The following is a 14,611-nucleotide window of genomic DNA, read 5'->3' on the forward strand; positions in this document are numbered from 1 at the left end:
CACCACCCACCGCTCACCACCCACCGCTCACCGTCCACCGCCGATTCGGCCGGGGGCCGAGGGCAGCCGGAGGGGGCGGTATCCGGTGGAAGGCGGACGGTGGCCGTGGCGGGCCGCAAGGAGCAGGGCACACGGTCGCACGGCCCCGGCCGTGCCGGTCATGGCCGTCACCGCTGCGACGGCGGCGCGCGCCGGGCTCACGCCCGGCCGTCGTGCTCAGACGGACGCCTGGTCGCTGTCCTTCAACGCTCCCCAGCCGTGCCAGCGCTCCACCTCGATCCAGGCGCTGACCCGGGCGCGGTCCCGGTCCGGGTAGGGCTTGCCGGTGTAGTGCCCGGAGAGGCGGTCGATGTCGGCCAGCGCGTCGTCGTCCCGCAGCGCGGTGACGCGGCCGATGAGGGTCACGTGCGTGTACCAGTCGTCCTTGTCCAGGACGGTGAGGGTCACGCGCGGGTCGCGGCGCAGGTGCTTCAGGCGTACCCGGCCCCCGTCGAGGTTGATCAGCACCCGGCCGTCCTCCCACAGGTACCAGGTGGGGGTGGACACGGGGGTGCCGTCCGAGCGCAGGGTGGCCATGACGCACGGGTTGGGCCGGCGCAGCAGGTCGACTGCCTCGGGCGGCAGGGGCGGCTTGGACATGCGGAATCCTTTCTGTCACGTCTGACGTCTGTCACGTCATGCCGGCGCGGCGTCTCCGCCGCGCCCTTCTTGTCGGTTCCTTCCCGCCGGTTCTTTCCTGTCGGTCCTTTCCCGTCAGTTCTTTCCTGCCGGGACTTCTCCGTCAGGTCTTTCTCCCGGCTCTCACCTGACCGGCCCCGCATCCTCACCGGCGGGCCCTCACGCCGACGGCTTCTCCTCGAAGCTCGCGAAGTAGGCCGCGGCCATGTCCTCGTCGCCGTGCCCCTGCGCGGCGGCGCGGGCGAACCGCCGCGCGCTCGCGGCGGCGACGTCGAGGCGGACGCCGTGCCGCTCACCGGCCTCGACGATGAGCCGGGCGTCCTTCTCGGCCGTACCGACCGCGAACTGGGCCGGAGACAGCCGGCCGTCCAGGATGAGCGCGGCCTTGGCCCGCAGGTACCCCATGTCGAGCGGCCCATCGGCGATGACGTCGAAGAAGCTTTGCGGGTCCACGTCCAGTGCCCCGGCCAGGGCCAGCACCTCGCCGACCGCGTTGGTGGTGGCGATGACCCAGCTGTTGGCCACCAGTTTCAGCCGGGTGGCGCTGCCGGCCGCGCCGTCCTCGCCGGTCCACACCGTACGGGTCCCGACGGCGTCGAAGACGGGCGTCACCGTGGCCCGCCCCTCGGCCGGTCCGGCGGCCAGGACGACGAGTCGACCCTCCTCGGCGGGCTGGCGGGTGCCGAGTACGGGGGCGTCGTAGAAGACGAGAGCGTGCTCGCGGGCGAAGGCGGCCAGGTCGGCGATCGCCTCGATGCCGGCGGTGGTCGACTGCACCCACGCGGTGCCGGGGCGCAGGGCGGGCGCGGCCTGGCGCATGGCGTCGAGGGCGGCCGGGCCGTCGTACAGCATGGTCAGGACGGCGTCGGCGCCCTCCACGGCCTCGGCGGGGGTGCCGGCGACGCGCACGCCGTCGGCCGCCAGCGGCTCGGCCTTGTCCCGGGTCCGGTTCCAGGCGCGGACGGCGTGGCCGGCGCGGGCGAGGTTGCGGGCCATCGCGGCGCCCATGATGCCGGTGCCCAGGACGCTCACGGTGAGCTGGTCGGTCATGTCGCTCTGCTTCCTGTCGTCGTGGTGTCGTGCATGATCGCTGGCGACCAGCCTGCCATCCACCGACGAGGCCGGATGCGGCGGGAGTCGCGCACCCGTCACCCAGCCCACCCGCCCACGTCCCCACGTGCCCCTGGCTCGAGTTCTGCCCTCCACCCGGTCACCAGGAGGCGCCGGATGGCGTGAACGGCCACGAGCAGGTCCGGCTGTGGCGGGCCGAGAGCGGGCCGGCCGGGTGATGGCGGCCGCCGCCGGGGCCCCTCGCTGGAGCCCCGGCGGCGAGCGACGTCAGGCGAGCGACGTCAGGCGGACCGGCTGACGTCGTCGAAGTCGGTCGAGGCCGACAGCTCGGCCCATGCCAGCATCTCGCGCTCGAAGGCGTCGCGTCCGGCCCGGACGAGCCGGAGCGCGTCGGTGCCGAGCAGCAGACGCGTCGGCGGCTGACCGGCCGCCACGATGCGCAGCACCGCGGCCGCGGCCTTGTCCGGGTCGCCCGGCTGGCGCCCGCTGCCGTGGATGCGCCGGGCGCGCAGCGGCTCGAACAGCTCGTCGTAGTCGGGGATCGAACGGGGCGCGCGGATCATCGAGCGGCCGGCCCAGTCGGTCCGGAAACTGCCCGGCTCGACGGCGGTGACATGGATGCCGAAACCGGCGACTTCCTTGCCGAGCGTTTCGAGGATGCCCTCCACCGCGAACTTGCTGCCGTGGTAGAAGCTGAGGCCCGGCATGGTGATCAGCCCGCCCATCGAGGTGACGGCGATGATGTGGCCCGAACGGCGCTCCCGCATGTGCGGCAGCACGGCCTTGATCACCGCTACGGTTCCGTAGACGTTCACCTCGAACTGACGGCGGAGGTCGTCCATCGACGACTCCTCGAAGAGGCCGTCATGGCCGTACCCGGCGTTGGCGACGAGTACGTCGACCGGGCCCAGGTCGCGCTCGGTCTCGTCCACGACCGTGTCCACCGCGTCGTGGTCGGTCACGTCCAGGATGCGGGCGTGCGCGTCGCCGGCGAGCGCCTCGAAGGCCCGTGCGTCGGCGGGCGTGCGCACCGTGCCCACCACCCGGTGGCCCGCGGCCAGCGCCGCGCGCCCGAGTGCGCGGCCCAGGCCGGTGCTGACGCCGGTGATCAGGAATGTCTTGGTGTCCGACACAGGAGTTCCCTTCGTGCGATGCGAACAGAGGCCGCCCGGGGCGGTCGGGCCCCGGGCGGCCTCGACACGTTCCACTCCAGCACCGGAATCGGCTGCCGGCCGGCTTCCGGGGGGTCCGCTTCGCCCCGGGGACAGCCGGACCGGGGGACTGCCAGTCCCCCTTTCCCGGGCCGTCGGGCCGATCTCGGGCCCTATCGTGAACGCATGGACCGCAACACAGCTCTCGGTGAGTTCCTCCGCTCCCGGCGGGCACGGATCACCCCGCGCCAGGCGGGCCTGTCCGACGACGGCGGCCCTCGGCGCGTGCCGGGACTGCGCCGCGAAGAGATCGCGCGACTGGCGGGCGTGAGCGTCGACTACTACGTGCGCCTGGAGCGCGGACGTCGGCTGAACGTCTCCGAAACCGTGCTGGACGCCATCTCCCGCGCACTGCGCCTCGATCCCGTCGAACGCGCCCATCTGTTCCAGCTCGCCAAGCCCGCCGCGGGCAGGCCCCGCCGCACGGTGACGCGTCCGCAGCCGGTCCGCCCGGGGCTGCGCGACCTGCTCCGGATCCTCGACCACACCCCCGCCCTCGTGCTGGGGCGGCGACTGGACGTCCTCGCGTCCAACCGGATGGCGCGCGCGCTGCTCACCGACTTCGACGCGCTGCCGCACCGCGAGCGGAACCTGGTGCGGTTCATGTTCTGCGACGAGACCGCCCGCTCGCTGTACACCCACTGGGAGACCCACGCCCAGGACATCGTCGCCTCGCTCCGGCGCGACGCCGGACGCCACCCCGACGATCCGCTGCTGGCCGAACTCGTCGGCGAACTCTCGATCGCGGACGAGGACTTCCGCCGCTGGTGGGCCGACCAGAACGTGTACCGGCACACGCACGGCAGCAAACACTTCCACCACCCGGTCGTCGGCCCGCTCACCCTCCACTACGAGTCCCTCACCCTGCCCGCCGACCCGGACCAGCGGCTGAGCGTCTACACCGCCGAGGCAGGCTCGGGCTCCGAAGAAGCCCTTCGGCTGCTGGACGCGTGGGTACGGCAGCCCGAGACCTCGCGCGGGCAGCACGCAGACCGTTAGAGGGTGGAACTCGAACTGGGCGAATACCCGTTAGGCGAATACCCGTGCGAACGTCTCGCGGACCACGTTCCCCGGCGTGCGGTCCAGGATTCCGAACACCACGTGTTCGAACGTCGAGGCGAACCTCCCGCCTGGCCCGAGCAGGGCCCGGAACGCTCCGGCCACCTGTGCCGGGTCGTTCCGGAACACTCCGCAGCCCCACGCTCCCAGCACCAGGCGGCGGTAGCCGTGCGCGGCGGCCGTCTCCAGGATCCGCTCGGCGCGGACGGCCAGGGCCCGCGGCAGTTCGGCGGCGCGTTCCGGTGCCGTCCGCAGCACCACGCCCGCGTTGGGCGCCGCCGCGGTGAGGAATCCGGCGGTGTACGGCTCGTCCAGCAGACGGCCCCGGTCGTCCCGGAAGACGGGCACCGCGGGGGTGTGGACGACACGGTCGGTGTAGAACGGGTCGCGGTGGGCGCGGTGGTGGTCGTAGAACGCGCGGGCCCGCAGCAGGCACGTGTACAGCGCGGAGGCCCGGCACAGCGCCTCCTCCTGGGCCTGGGCCCCGTTGAGGTAGCCGCCGCCCGGGTTCCGCGCCGAGGCGAAGTTCAGGACGGCCACCCGGTCGCCGAGGCGCCGGGCGGCCTCCAGGCTGCTCTCGCCCGTGACCTCGAAACGCGTCCGCAGGGGAGGCGCCGCCGGGAGGGGGGTGACGGGTTCCGGTCCGTACATCCGGGTGCCGGTGCGGGCCGCCTCGGTCTCCGCCGCGATCGACACCGTGTGCCCGCCGGGCGCGCGGTACCGGCCCGCCGCGACGATCTGCTCCGTCTGCTGTGCGAGGCTCCGCAGGCGCGCGCTCACGGCGCCACCCCCGTATCGCCCGCCCCCGTACCGGCCGTCCCCGTACCTGCCGCTCCCGTGCCTGGCGCTTCCGTGCCGGCCGCCCCGCGCTCCCCCGTCGTGCTCACGTACGCATCCTGAGCGATCCTGGTCCTGCGGCGCAACGGGGTTTCCCCGTCCCGGAAACGCCTGGAAAAGCCGGCGGAAACGGCCCGGAAGCCGCTGCGGCCGGCCCCCGGACGTCCCGGTACGCGCCCTTGTGCCGAGCCGCGCGAAGGTCTTGGGTGGGACGAGTGTGCCGCTCCGGACCGCCGGACCCGGAGCGACGGCGTGCTGGCATCTCAGGAGGATCCCGACATGTCCGAACCGGTCAGCAATCCGGTGGGCGGCTGTACGGAGCCGCCCGCCGCCGTCACCGAAGCGGAGGCCGAGGACCTGATCCGCGGCATCTGTTTCAAGACCGGACCGCCGCGGCGCCTCGGCGTCGAAGTGGAATGGCTCGTCCACGAGCTGCGCACCCCGCGGCTCCCCGTGACACCCGAACGACTCGAAGCGGCCTACGCCGCACTGCGGACCGTGCCCCTGAGGTCGGCGCTCACCGTCGAGCCCGGCGGCCAGCTGGAGCTGAGCTCGCCGCCCGCCGCCTCGCTGACGGAGTGCGTCACCACCGTCTCCGCCGACCTCGCCGCCGTCCGCGCAGCCCTGCGTGAGGACGGACTCCGTCTCGCCGGCTACGGCCACGACCCCTGGCACCCGCCCCGCCGGTTCCTGCACCGGCCGCGCTACGACGCCATGGAGACCTGCCTGGACCGCACCGGCCCGGCCGGCCGCGCCATGATGTGCGCCTCGGCCTCGGTGCAGGTGTGCCTGGACGCCGGGTACGAGGAGCCGGGCGTCCTCGGCCATGTGCGGCGCTGGTGGCTGGCCCACCGGCTGGGCCCGGTCCTGGTGGCCGCGTTCGCCAACTCGCCGCTGGCCGGCGGGCGCCCCACCGGCTGGCGGTCCACCCGGCAGCTGCGCTGGGAGCAGATCGGCGCCGGGCGGGCGGGCGGCCCCCCGCTGGACGCCGATCCGCGCGGCGCCTGGACCCGGCATGCGCTGGACGCCCCGGTGATGTGCGTGCGGCGGGACGGCGGGCCGTGGGAGGTGCCCGACGGGCTGTCCTTCCGGGAGTGGATCCGGTCGCGCGGGCCCCGGCCGCCGACCCGGGACGACCTCGGCTACCACCTCACCACACTGTTCCCGCCGGTGCGCCCGCGCGGCCATCTGGAGCTGCGCATGATCGACGCGCAGCCCGGCGACGACGGGTGGCAGGTGCCGCTCGCCGTGACGGCGGCGCTGTTCGACGATCCGGAGGCCGCCGAGACCGCCTACCGGGCGGTGAAGCCGCTCGCCGAACGCGCCCCGGACCGGCCCGCCCCGCACAACGCGCTCTGGCGCGACGCGGCCCGGCACGGTCTCGCCGACCCCGAGCTGCGCGAGGCGGCCGTCGTCTGCTTCACCGCGGCGCTCGCGGCCCTGCCCCGCCTCGGCGCCACCACCGAGATCACGGACGCCGTCGCGGCGTACCTGGACCGCTACGTCCTGCGGGGCCGCTGCCCCGCCGACGACCTGCTGGACGGACCGGACGGCACACACCGCCGCCCGCACGGGAAGGACATCCGCCCATGACCGACCCCGCCCTCGACGCCGAAGCCCTCCGCGAACGGGCGCTGACCACGCTGGTCACCGCCCGCGACCGCACCACGCTGCTGACCGGCTGTGTGGAGGACCCCGATCTGACCGCCCAGCACTCCCCGCTGATGTCGCCGCTGGTGTGGGACCTGGCGCACATCGGCAACCAGGAGGAGCAGTGGCTGCTGCGGGCCGTCGCCGGCCAGGAGGCGCTGCGGCCCGAGATCGACAGCCTGTACGACGCCTTCGAGCATCCGCGGGCCGAGCGCCCCCGGCTGCCGCTGCTGCCGCCCGCCGAGGCCCGCCGGTACGCGGCCGAGGTGCGCGTCCGCGCCCTGGACGTGCTGGAGCGCACCGCCTTCGACGGGTCGCGGCTGACGGCGGCCGGGTTCGCCTTCGGGATGATCGCCCAGCACGAACAGCAGCACGACGAGACCATGCTGATCACCCATCAGCTCCGCAAGGGACCACGGGCGCTCACCGCTCCGGACCCCGACCCGGTACCGCTGTTCACCGGGCCGTCCGAAGTCCTCGTCCCCGGCGGGCCGTTCACCATGGGCACCTCCACCGAGCCGTGGGCGCTGGACAACGAACGCCCCGCGCACCGGCGCGAGGTGGCGCCGTTCTGGATCGACACCACGCCGGTGACGAACGCCGCGTACCAGGCGTTCGTCGCGGACGGCGGCTACGACGACCCGCGCTGGTGGCAGCCGGAGGGCTGGGACCACATACGGCGGCACTCGATCTCCGCGCCGCTGTTCTGGCGCCGCGACGGCGGGCAGTGGCTGCGGCGCCGCTTCGGCGTCACGGAGGTGGTGCCGCCCGACGAGCCGGTGCTGCACGTGTGCTGGTACGAGGCCGACGCCTACGCCCGCTGGGCCGGGCGGCGGCTGCCCACCGAGGCCGAGTGGGAGAAGGCGGCGCGCCACGACCCGGCCGGCGACCGCTCGACGCGCTACCCGTGGGGCGACGCCGACCCGGGCCCCGAGCACGCCAACCTGGGCCAGCGGCACCTGCGGCCCGCGCCCGCCGGAAGCTACCCGGCCGGTGCGTCGCCGCTCGGCGTACGGCAGCTGATCGGTGACGTGTGGGAGTGGACGGCGAGCGACTTCCTGCCGTACCCCGGTTTCCGGGCGTTCCCGTACCGGGAGTACTCGGAGGTGTTCTTCGGGCCCGGGTACAAGGTGCTGCGCGGCGGTTCGTTCGCCGTGGACCCGGTGGCCTGCCGGGGCACCTTCCGCAACTGGGACCATCCGATCCGGCGGCAGATCTTCTCCGGGTTCCGCACGGCCCGCTCGCAGGACGCTGCCTGATGTGCCGTCACCTCGCCTACACCGGGCCCGCCGAGCCGCTCGGCGCGCTGCTCGTGGCGCCGCCGCACGGCCTGTACCGCCAGTCGTGGGCGCCGCGGCGGCAGCGGCACGGGACGGTCAACGCCGACGGGTTCGGGGTCGGCTGGTACGCCGAGGGGGACCCGGTGCCGGCCCGGTACCGCCGGGCCGGACCCGTCTGGGCGGACCGGTCCTTCGCCGACCTGGCCCGGGTGGTGCGCACGACGGCGCTGCTCGGCGCGGTGCGCGACGCCACCCTGGCGGGTGCGGACGCGGAGGCCGCGGCGGCGCCGTTCGCCGCGGGCAGGTGGCTGTTCAGCCACAACGGGGCCGTGGCGGGCTGGCCGGGCTCGCTCGCCCCGCTCGTGCGCACCCTGCCGCCCGAGGAGGTGCTGGCGCTGGAGGCCCGCACCGACTCCGCGTTCGTGTGGGCGCTGGTCCTGAACCGGCTGCGCGGCGGCGACGCGGGACCCCGGGCGCTGGCCGGCACGGTCGCCGAGGTCGCCGCGGCGGCCCCCGCCTCCCGGCTGAACCTGCTCCTCACCGACGGCGCCACCATCGCCGCCACCGCCTGGGGCGACACCCTGTGGTACCTGGTCCGGCCCGGCGGCGGCACCGTCGTGGCCTCCGAGCCCTACGACGACGATCCGCGCTGGCGGGAGGTCCCTGACCGCACCCTGCTCGCGGCGGACCGCACCGGCGTCCGGCTCACCCCGCTGAAGGACCCCGGAGCGGACGCACCCGCGCCCGCACCCGCCGAGCCGGCCGCCGCCCCCGCCGAGCAGGCACCCGCATCCGCACGCACCCCCGTACCTGAAAAGGAGCCCCGTACGTGAGCCCGTTCCGTCTCTCCCGCATGCTGCCCGAGGACGCCACGGGCGCCGCTCTGCGCGCCGACGTCCTGGAGGGCCTGACCGGCACGCCGAAGACGCTGCCGCCGAAGTGGTTCTACGACGCGCGCGGCAGCGAGCTGTTCGAGCGGATCACCGAGCTGCCCGAGTACTACCCCACGCGCGCCGAGCGCGAGATCCTCGCCGCCCGGGCCGGAAAGATCGCCGCGGCGGCCGGCGCCCGCACCCTGGTGGAGCTGGGCTCCGGCTCCTCCGAGAAGACCCGGTACCTGCTCGGCGCCCTCACCGGCCTGCGCGTCTACGTGCCGGTCGACGTCAGCGAGAGCGCCCTGACGGGGGCCGGGCGGGCGCTCGCCGCCGAGCGGCCGGAGCTGGAGGTGCACGCGCTGCTCGCCGACTTCACCGCCGGGCTGACCCTGCCGGACACCCCGGGACCGCGGCTGGTGGCGTTCCTCGGCGGCACGATCGGCAACCTGCTGCCCGCCGAGCGCGCCGCGTTCCTGGCCTCCGTGCGCGCCCTGCTGTCCCCGGGCGACGCGCTGCTGCTGGGCACGGACCTGGTCAAGGACGAGGGGGTGCTGGTGCGGGCGTACGACGACGCGGCGGGGGTGACGGCCGCGTTCGACAAGAACGTCCTCGCGGTGGTCAACCGGGAGCTGGGAGCCGACTTCGATCCCGCCGCCTTCGACCACGTGGCGCTGTGGGACGCCGAACGGGAGTGGATCGAGATGCGGCTGCGCTCCCGTACCGCGCAGACGGTGAAGGTCCCGGCCCTGGATCTGGCCGTGGACTTCGCGGCGGGCGAGGAGCTGCGCACGGAGGTGTCGGCGAAGTTCCGCGAGGAGGGCGTGCGCGGCGAACTGGCCACGGCGGGACTGGAGCTGACCCACTGGTGGACCGACGGCGGGGGCCGTTTCGCCCTGTCGCTGAGCGTGGTGCGCTGATCCGCTCCGCGCCCGCCACCGGGCTCAGAGCCCCGGACAGAAGGGGCTCTTACTCCGCGCCGGGGTCCAGCAACTCGGTGATGCGGCGGGAGGCCCGGCGGGCCTCCGTCTGCGGATCGCCCCCGGTGAGCACCTTCGTCATGTACTCCTTGATCGGGTTGTCCGCCTCGACCGCGCCCCACCGGGGCGTGGTCGGGGTGGCCCGGCCCTGCGCGGCCCCGGCCGCCATGGCCTCGACGCCCTCTCCGCCCGCGACGGCCTTTGCGAGCGACTTCTTGTTGGGCACGTAGTTCATGGTGCGGGCCAGGTCGGTGTTCCACCGGGTGCCCGCGAGCGCCTCCACCACGGCGATGGCGCCGTCCCGGTTGTCGGTGTTGCGCGGGACGACCAGGTCGGAGCCGCCGGTGAAGACCGCGCCGGGCTTGCCGGCGGTCCTGCCGGGCACCGGGAAGAAGCCCAGCTTGCCCTCCAGGTCCGGGTTCTCGCGCACGATGGCGTGGGCGAGGCCCGGCACCGCCACGATCTGCGCGACCCGGCCCCGGGCGAACACGCCCGCCTGGGGCGGGTGTTCCTCGTCGGCGTCGGCCGGGCCGTCGCCGAGCGCCTGGAGCCGGCGGTAGAAGTCCATGCCGCGCAGCGCGGCCGGGCTGTCCAGCGCGCCTTCCCACACGCCGCCGCCGCGCTGCCGGGCCAGGTCGCCGCCCTCGTCCCAGATGAAGCCGGAGAGGGTGTACCAGTCCTGTCCGGCCAGGTAGATGCCCTGGTTGCCGCCCGTGTCGAGCCGTTCGGTGAGGGTGAGCCACTCGTCGCGGGTGCGGGGCGGGGCGGTGATGCCGGCCTGTGCGAACAGGTCCTTGCGGTAGATGACGACGCGGTTGGCCGCGTACCAGGGGATGCCGTACTGCTGGGACATCCACTGCCCGGGTTCGGCCAGGCCCGGCAGCCAGTCGCGGATGCCCCAGTCCCGCATCGCCTCCAGCGTCAGGTCGTGCAGCCGGCCGCCCTCCGCGTACTGGGTGACCTGGGTGTTGCCGACCTCGATGACGTCGGGGCCGTCCTTGCCCTCCCCCTCCGTCTCCAGCGCGGCCTGCACCTTCTCGCCGATGCCGGTCCACTGCTGGATGCGGATGTCGAGGCCGAGGCCGGGGTGGGCGCGTTCGAAGTCCTCGGTGAACCGCCGCAGGAAGTCCGGGGAGGCGCTGTCCTTCATCAGCCACACGGTGACGGCGCGCCGCTCGGTGCCGCCGCCCTGCGGCAGCAGGCCGCAGCCGCCGAGCAGGGAGGCGGAGACACAGACGAGGGCGAGGAGGCGACGTCTCACGAGGGTTCCTGTTCTGACAGGGGCAGGCGTGGAGGAGACCCGGCGTGGGGGGGGACGAGCACCAGGGCTCGTACGGGTGTGCTGGATTTTGGTATGGACCAATGCGGAGGTCAAGGGCCGGCGGGCGGCGGAGCCGACGCCTCGCGCTCCGCCGCAGCTTGGGGCACGGTGGAGTGACGCGCGCCACACGCGCCCCGGCCGTCACCGCTGAGCGGAGAGGAGCACCCGCATGTCGAACCACACCTACCGGGTCACGGAGATCGTCGGCACCTCGCCCGAGGGCGTCGACCAGGCCGTCCGCAACGGCATCTCCCGCGCCTCGCAGACCCTGCGGAACCTGGACTGGTTCGAGGTGACACAGGTGCGCGGGCAGATCCACGACGGCCGGGTCGCACACTGGCAGGTCGGCCTGAAGGTCGGCTTCCGCCTGGAGGACGCGACCTGACCGCCCCCCCCCTCGCCCCGCGGCCCTTCGATCCCCCCTCGCCCCCTCTCGATCCGCCCCTTCGATCCGCGCCTTCGGTCCACGGCCCGGCACCCTTGAGGCCCGGCTCAGGTCCGCCCGTCCCGCTCCTGCGCCGCCTCCAGCTCCGCCGACCGGGCCGCCCAGGACGCCCGTACGACGGTGAAGCCGGCCCGTTCTGCGTCCTCGCAGACGAGTTCGTCGTCGTCGACGAGGACGCGGATCTCCCGGGCGCGGGAGAGCCGCCGCAGGATTTCCAGCTTGGTGCGCCGGGCCGGCCGGCGGTCGTCGTCGCGCCGCATGTACACGCGCCCCGGGGGCAGGCCGTGCGCGGCCAGCCAGTCGAGCGTGTCGCGCCGGCAGCGCTCGGGGCGCCCGGTCAGGTAGACGACCTCGCACTCCCCGGCGCTCGCCCGGGCCAGGGCGACGCCTTCGGCGAGCGGCGGGTCCTGGGGCGCGGCGGCGAAGAAGGCGTCCCAGTCGCGCGGCCTGCGCTCCAGGAACCGCTGCCGGTGCGCGGTGCCGGCGAGGGTGTTGTCCAGGTCGAACACGGCCAGCGGGGGCCTGGTGCCATCGGTCACGCACCCACCCTAGGCCCCGGCCGCCACCTCCGGGCCCGCCCGGCGGCACCCGTAATTGTTAATGGGATCCATTTTCATGTAGCGTCCTGGACGGCTACGACCGAGAAGGAGTCCCATGGCTGTCCCGAAGCGGAAGATGTCCCGCAGCAACACCCGTCACCGCCGCGCCCGGTGGAAGGCCGCCACGCCCGCGCTGGTGCCGGTCACCGTCGGCGGCGTCCGTCACCTCGTGCCGCAGCGCCTGGTGAAGGCGTACGAGCGCGGTCTGCTGCGCCCCGGGGACTGACCGGATGCCGCACGACCGACTCGGCCGGCCCGGCCGGCTGCCCGTCACCGTCCTGTCCGGGTTCCTCGGGGCGGGCAAGACCACCCTGCTCAACCACGTCCTGGCGGGCCGCGAGGGACTGCGCGTCGCCGTGATCGTCAACGACATGAGCGAGATCGACATCGATGCCGCCCTGGTGCGCGGCGGCGGGGCCGCCCTGTCACGGACGGAGGAACGCCTGGTCGAGATGACCAACGGCTGCATCTGCTGCACGCTGCGCGACGACCTGCTGGAGGAGGTGGCGCGGCTGGCCCGCGAGGGCCGCTTCGACCACCTCCTGATCGAGTCGTCGGGCATCTCCGAGCCGATGCCCGTGGCCGCCACCTTCGCCCTCGCCCGCGACGACGGCGCCACCCTCGGCGAGATCGCCCGCCTCGACACGATGGTCACGGTCGTGGACGCGGCGAACTTCCTGGCCGAGCTCCGGTCCGGTGACGACCTCGCCGAGCGCGGCCTCGCCCCGTACGAGGACGACGAGCGCACGGTGAGCGATCTCCTCGTGGACCAGGTGGAGTTCGCCGACGTCCTGGTCCTCAACAAGCTCGACCTGGTCGGCGAGGAGCCGGCGGCCCTGCTGCGGGCGGCGCTCGGCCGCCTGAACCCGGCGGCCCGGATCGTGCCGGCCGTGCACGGGCGGGTGGACCTGCGCGAGGTGCTCGGCACCGGCCTGTTCGACCTGGAGCGCGCCCAGCAGGCCCCGGGCTGGGTGCGGGAGCTCAACGGCGACCACGTCCCGGAGACGGAGGAGTACGGGATCTCCTCCACCGTCTTCCGCTCCCCGCGGCTGTTCCACCCGGGGCGGCTGTGGCGGTTCGTCACCGAGGAGCTGGACGGCGGGTCCTTCGGGCGGGTGCTGCGCTCCAAGGGGTTCTTCACCCTGGCCGGCCGCGCGGGGGTGACGGGGCTGTGGTCGCAGGCCGGCTCGGTGGCCCGCTTCGAGCCGTCCGCCGCCCGCGACCCCGGCGCCCCGTACGCGCAGGAGCTGGTGTTCATCGGGACGGAGCTGGACGCCAGGGCGCTGCGCGCCGCGCTGTCCGGCTGCCTGCCGGCCCCGGGCGAGGACGTTCCCGCCGAGGACCCGTTCCCGGCGTGGGACACCCACGGCGCCGACGGCGCCTGCGACCACGAGCACCCGGTCCCGGCCGGTGACGGCGGGAATGCGGCGGCGCGTCAGGCGTTGAACCCCGTGTGAACTCCTTGATCGCCCGGACCCGTTTCTCCGTCCTCGACCGCTCCCGCACCCGCGAGGGCCACACGCACGCCGAGGCGCTGCGTGACACCGTACGGCTGGCGCGGGAGCTGGAAGGGCTCGGCTATCACCGGTTCTGGGTCTCGGAGCACCACGGCGTGCCCGGGGTGGCCGGCTCGGCGCCGACCGTGCTGGCCGCCGCCGTGGCCGCCGCGACGCGCACCCTGCGCGTGGGCACCGGTGGCGTGATGCTGCCCAACCACCGGCCGCTCGTGGTCGCCGAGCAGTTCGGGGTGCTGGAGTCCCTCTTCCCGGGGCGGATCGACATGGGGCTCGGCCGCTCGGTGGGCTTCACCGACGGGGTGCGCAAGGCGCTGGGCCGCGACAAGGGCGACGCGGAGAACTTCGAGGGGCAGCTGGCGGAACTGCTCGGCTGGTTCCGGGGCACCTCCCCCACCGGTGTGCACGCGCGCCCGGCGGAGGGGCTGACCGTGCCGCCGTTCGTGCTGGCCATGGGCGAGGGCGCGGCCATCGCCGCCCGCGCGGGCCTGCCCATGGTCATCGGCGACCTGCGCGACCGGGAGAGGATGCTGCGCGGCATCGACCTCTACCGCGCCCGCTTCCGGCCCTCCCCGTGGGCGAGCGAGCCCTACGTCGTCGTCTCCGGCACCGTCGCCGTCGCCGCCACCGCCGACCAGGCGCGGCGGCTGCTGATACCGGAGGCGTGGTCGATGGCGTACTCCCGCACCCACGGCACCTTCCCCCCGCTGCCGCCCGCCGAGCGCGTCGAGGAACGCGCCGTGACGGACAAGGAGCGCGGCTTCTACGAGTCCGGGCTCGCCGGGCACATCGCCGGGACGGCGGAGCAGGTCGCCGGCGAACTGGAGGGCCTGCTGAAGGAGACGGGTGCGCAGGAGGTCCTCGTGACGACCAGTACCTACGACCGTGAGGCGCTGCTGGACTCCTACCGGCGGCTGGCCGCGATCACCGGCGGACCGGGGCGGCCGTCCCCCGCGTCCGCCTGAGCTCGCGCTCCCGCACCCGGGCGGGCCGTGGGCCGGCTGTCCCCTGGAGCGGACCGCCTTCGCCTACCTCGGCGACGCCCGCTTCAACATGGGCAACTCCTACCTGGTCACCGGCGCCCTGCTCGGCAT

General features: G+C 74.5%; 15 protein-coding genes. 9 read left to right on the plus strand and 6 right to left on the minus strand.

Annotation, left to right across the window (positions count from 1 at the left end; genetic code table 11):
• Positions 1 to 216: 216 nt before the first annotated feature.
• The 3 genes from ABZ340_RS22435 to ABZ340_RS22445 form a co-directional block, all read right to left on the minus strand.
• A complete protein-coding gene (locus ABZ340_RS22435) occupies positions 217 to 639 on the minus strand; it encodes a PPOX class F420-dependent oxidoreductase (protein ID WP_358783570.1) in 423 nt (140 codons plus the stop codon).
• 198 nt (positions 640 to 837) lie between these two features.
• On the minus strand, positions 838 to 1,779 hold the full coding sequence (locus ABZ340_RS22440; protein WP_358783586.1) for an NAD(P)-dependent oxidoreductase: 942 nt from the start codon (positions 1,777 to 1,779) through the stop codon (positions 838 to 840).
• A gap of 251 nt (positions 1,780 to 2,030) precedes the next feature.
• Complete coding sequence (locus ABZ340_RS22445; protein WP_358783571.1) at positions 2,031 to 2,882, minus strand: oxidoreductase; 852 nt, start codon at positions 2,880 to 2,882, stop codon at positions 2,031 to 2,033.
• A gap of 204 nt (positions 2,883 to 3,086) precedes the next feature.
• Between ABZ340_RS22445 and ABZ340_RS22450 the strand changes: the two genes are divergently transcribed.
• The gene (locus ABZ340_RS22450; RefSeq protein WP_358783572.1) at positions 3,087 to 3,959 is read left to right on the plus strand and encodes a helix-turn-helix transcriptional regulator; all 873 of its coding nucleotides are present in this window, start codon (positions 3,087 to 3,089) and stop codon (positions 3,957 to 3,959) included.
• Positions 3,960 to 3,989: 30 nt separating this feature from the next.
• Here ABZ340_RS22450 and ABZ340_RS22455 read toward each other — a convergent pair whose 3' ends face one another.
• A complete protein-coding gene (locus ABZ340_RS22455) occupies positions 3,990 to 4,799 on the minus strand; it encodes a TIGR02452 family protein (protein WP_358783573.1) in 810 nt (269 codons plus the stop codon).
• A 336-nt stretch (positions 4,800 to 5,135) separates the two neighbouring features.
• Here ABZ340_RS22455 and egtA point away from each other — a divergent pair, with 336 nt between their 5' ends.
• From egtA to egtD, 4 genes are read left to right on the plus strand one after another with little or no spacing between them, the layout of a single operon-like run.
• Positions 5,136 to 6,449: an ergothioneine biosynthesis glutamate--cysteine ligase EgtA gene (egtA, locus tag ABZ340_RS22460; RefSeq protein ID WP_358783574.1), complete on the plus strand. Its 1,314-nt coding sequence runs from the start codon at positions 5,136 to 5,138 to the stop codon at positions 6,447 to 6,449.
• Positions 6,446 to 7,765, plus strand: a complete 1,320-nt coding sequence (gene egtB / locus ABZ340_RS22465) for an ergothioneine biosynthesis protein EgtB (RefSeq protein WP_358783575.1) — start codon at positions 6,446 to 6,448, stop codon at positions 7,763 to 7,765. Before egtA ends, egtB begins: the two co-directional genes overlap by 4 nt.
• Positions 7,765 to 8,619: an ergothioneine biosynthesis protein EgtC gene (gene egtC, locus ABZ340_RS22470; RefSeq protein ID WP_358783576.1), complete on the plus strand. Its 855-nt coding sequence runs from the start codon at positions 7,765 to 7,767 to the stop codon at positions 8,617 to 8,619. Before egtB ends, egtC begins: the two co-directional genes overlap by 1 nt.
• Positions 8,616 to 9,578 carry an L-histidine N(alpha)-methyltransferase gene (gene egtD, locus ABZ340_RS22475; protein ID WP_358783577.1) on the plus strand — a complete coding sequence of 321 codons (963 nt, stop codon included), beginning with the start codon at positions 8,616 to 8,618 and terminating at the stop codon, positions 9,576 to 9,578. Before egtC ends, egtD begins: the two co-directional genes overlap by 4 nt.
• Before the next feature lie 49 nt (positions 9,579 to 9,627).
• Here the strand turns inward: egtD and ABZ340_RS22480 are convergent, their stop codons facing one another.
• Positions 9,628 to 10,899 (minus strand): extracellular solute-binding protein, encoded by a 1,272-nt coding sequence (locus ABZ340_RS22480; RefSeq protein WP_358783578.1) that lies wholly within the window; start codon positions 10,897 to 10,899, stop codon positions 9,628 to 9,630.
• A 229-nt stretch (positions 10,900 to 11,128) separates the two neighbouring features.
• Between ABZ340_RS22480 and ABZ340_RS22485 the strand changes: the two genes are divergently transcribed.
• Positions 11,129 to 11,344, plus strand: a complete 216-nt coding sequence (locus tag ABZ340_RS22485; RefSeq protein ID WP_358783579.1) for a dodecin — start codon at positions 11,129 to 11,131, stop codon at positions 11,342 to 11,344.
• 107 nt (positions 11,345 to 11,451) lie between these two features.
• Here ABZ340_RS22485 and ABZ340_RS22490 read toward each other — a convergent pair whose 3' ends face one another.
• Positions 11,452 to 11,943: a hypothetical protein gene (locus ABZ340_RS22490; protein WP_358783580.1), complete on the minus strand. Its 492-nt coding sequence runs from the start codon at positions 11,941 to 11,943 to the stop codon at positions 11,452 to 11,454.
• Between the two features lie 115 nt (positions 11,944 to 12,058).
• Here ABZ340_RS22490 and rpmF point away from each other — a divergent pair, with 115 nt between their 5' ends.
• Genes rpmF through ABZ340_RS22505 form a run of 3 tightly spaced genes read left to right on the plus strand, consistent with a single transcriptional unit; the run spans position 12,059 to position 14,482 of the window.
• A complete protein-coding gene (gene rpmF / locus ABZ340_RS22495; protein ID WP_358783581.1) occupies positions 12,059 to 12,229 on the plus strand; it encodes a 50S ribosomal protein L32 in 171 nt (56 codons plus the stop codon).
• A gap of 4 nt (positions 12,230 to 12,233) precedes the next feature.
• Positions 12,234 to 13,460, plus strand: coding sequence for a GTP-binding protein (locus ABZ340_RS22500; protein ID WP_358783582.1), 1,227 nt, complete (start codon positions 12,234 to 12,236; stop codon positions 13,458 to 13,460).
• Positions 13,457 to 14,482: an LLM class flavin-dependent oxidoreductase gene (locus ABZ340_RS22505; RefSeq protein ID WP_358783583.1), complete on the plus strand. Its 1,026-nt coding sequence runs from the start codon at positions 13,457 to 13,459 to the stop codon at positions 14,480 to 14,482. Before ABZ340_RS22500 ends, ABZ340_RS22505 begins: the two co-directional genes overlap by 4 nt.
• The last annotated feature ends 129 nt before the right edge of the window (positions 14,483 to 14,611 follow it).

Source organism: Streptomyces sp. NPDC006134 (assembly GCF_040628835.1).
Lineage (GTDB): Bacteria > Actinomycetota > Actinomycetes > Streptomycetales > Streptomycetaceae > Streptomyces.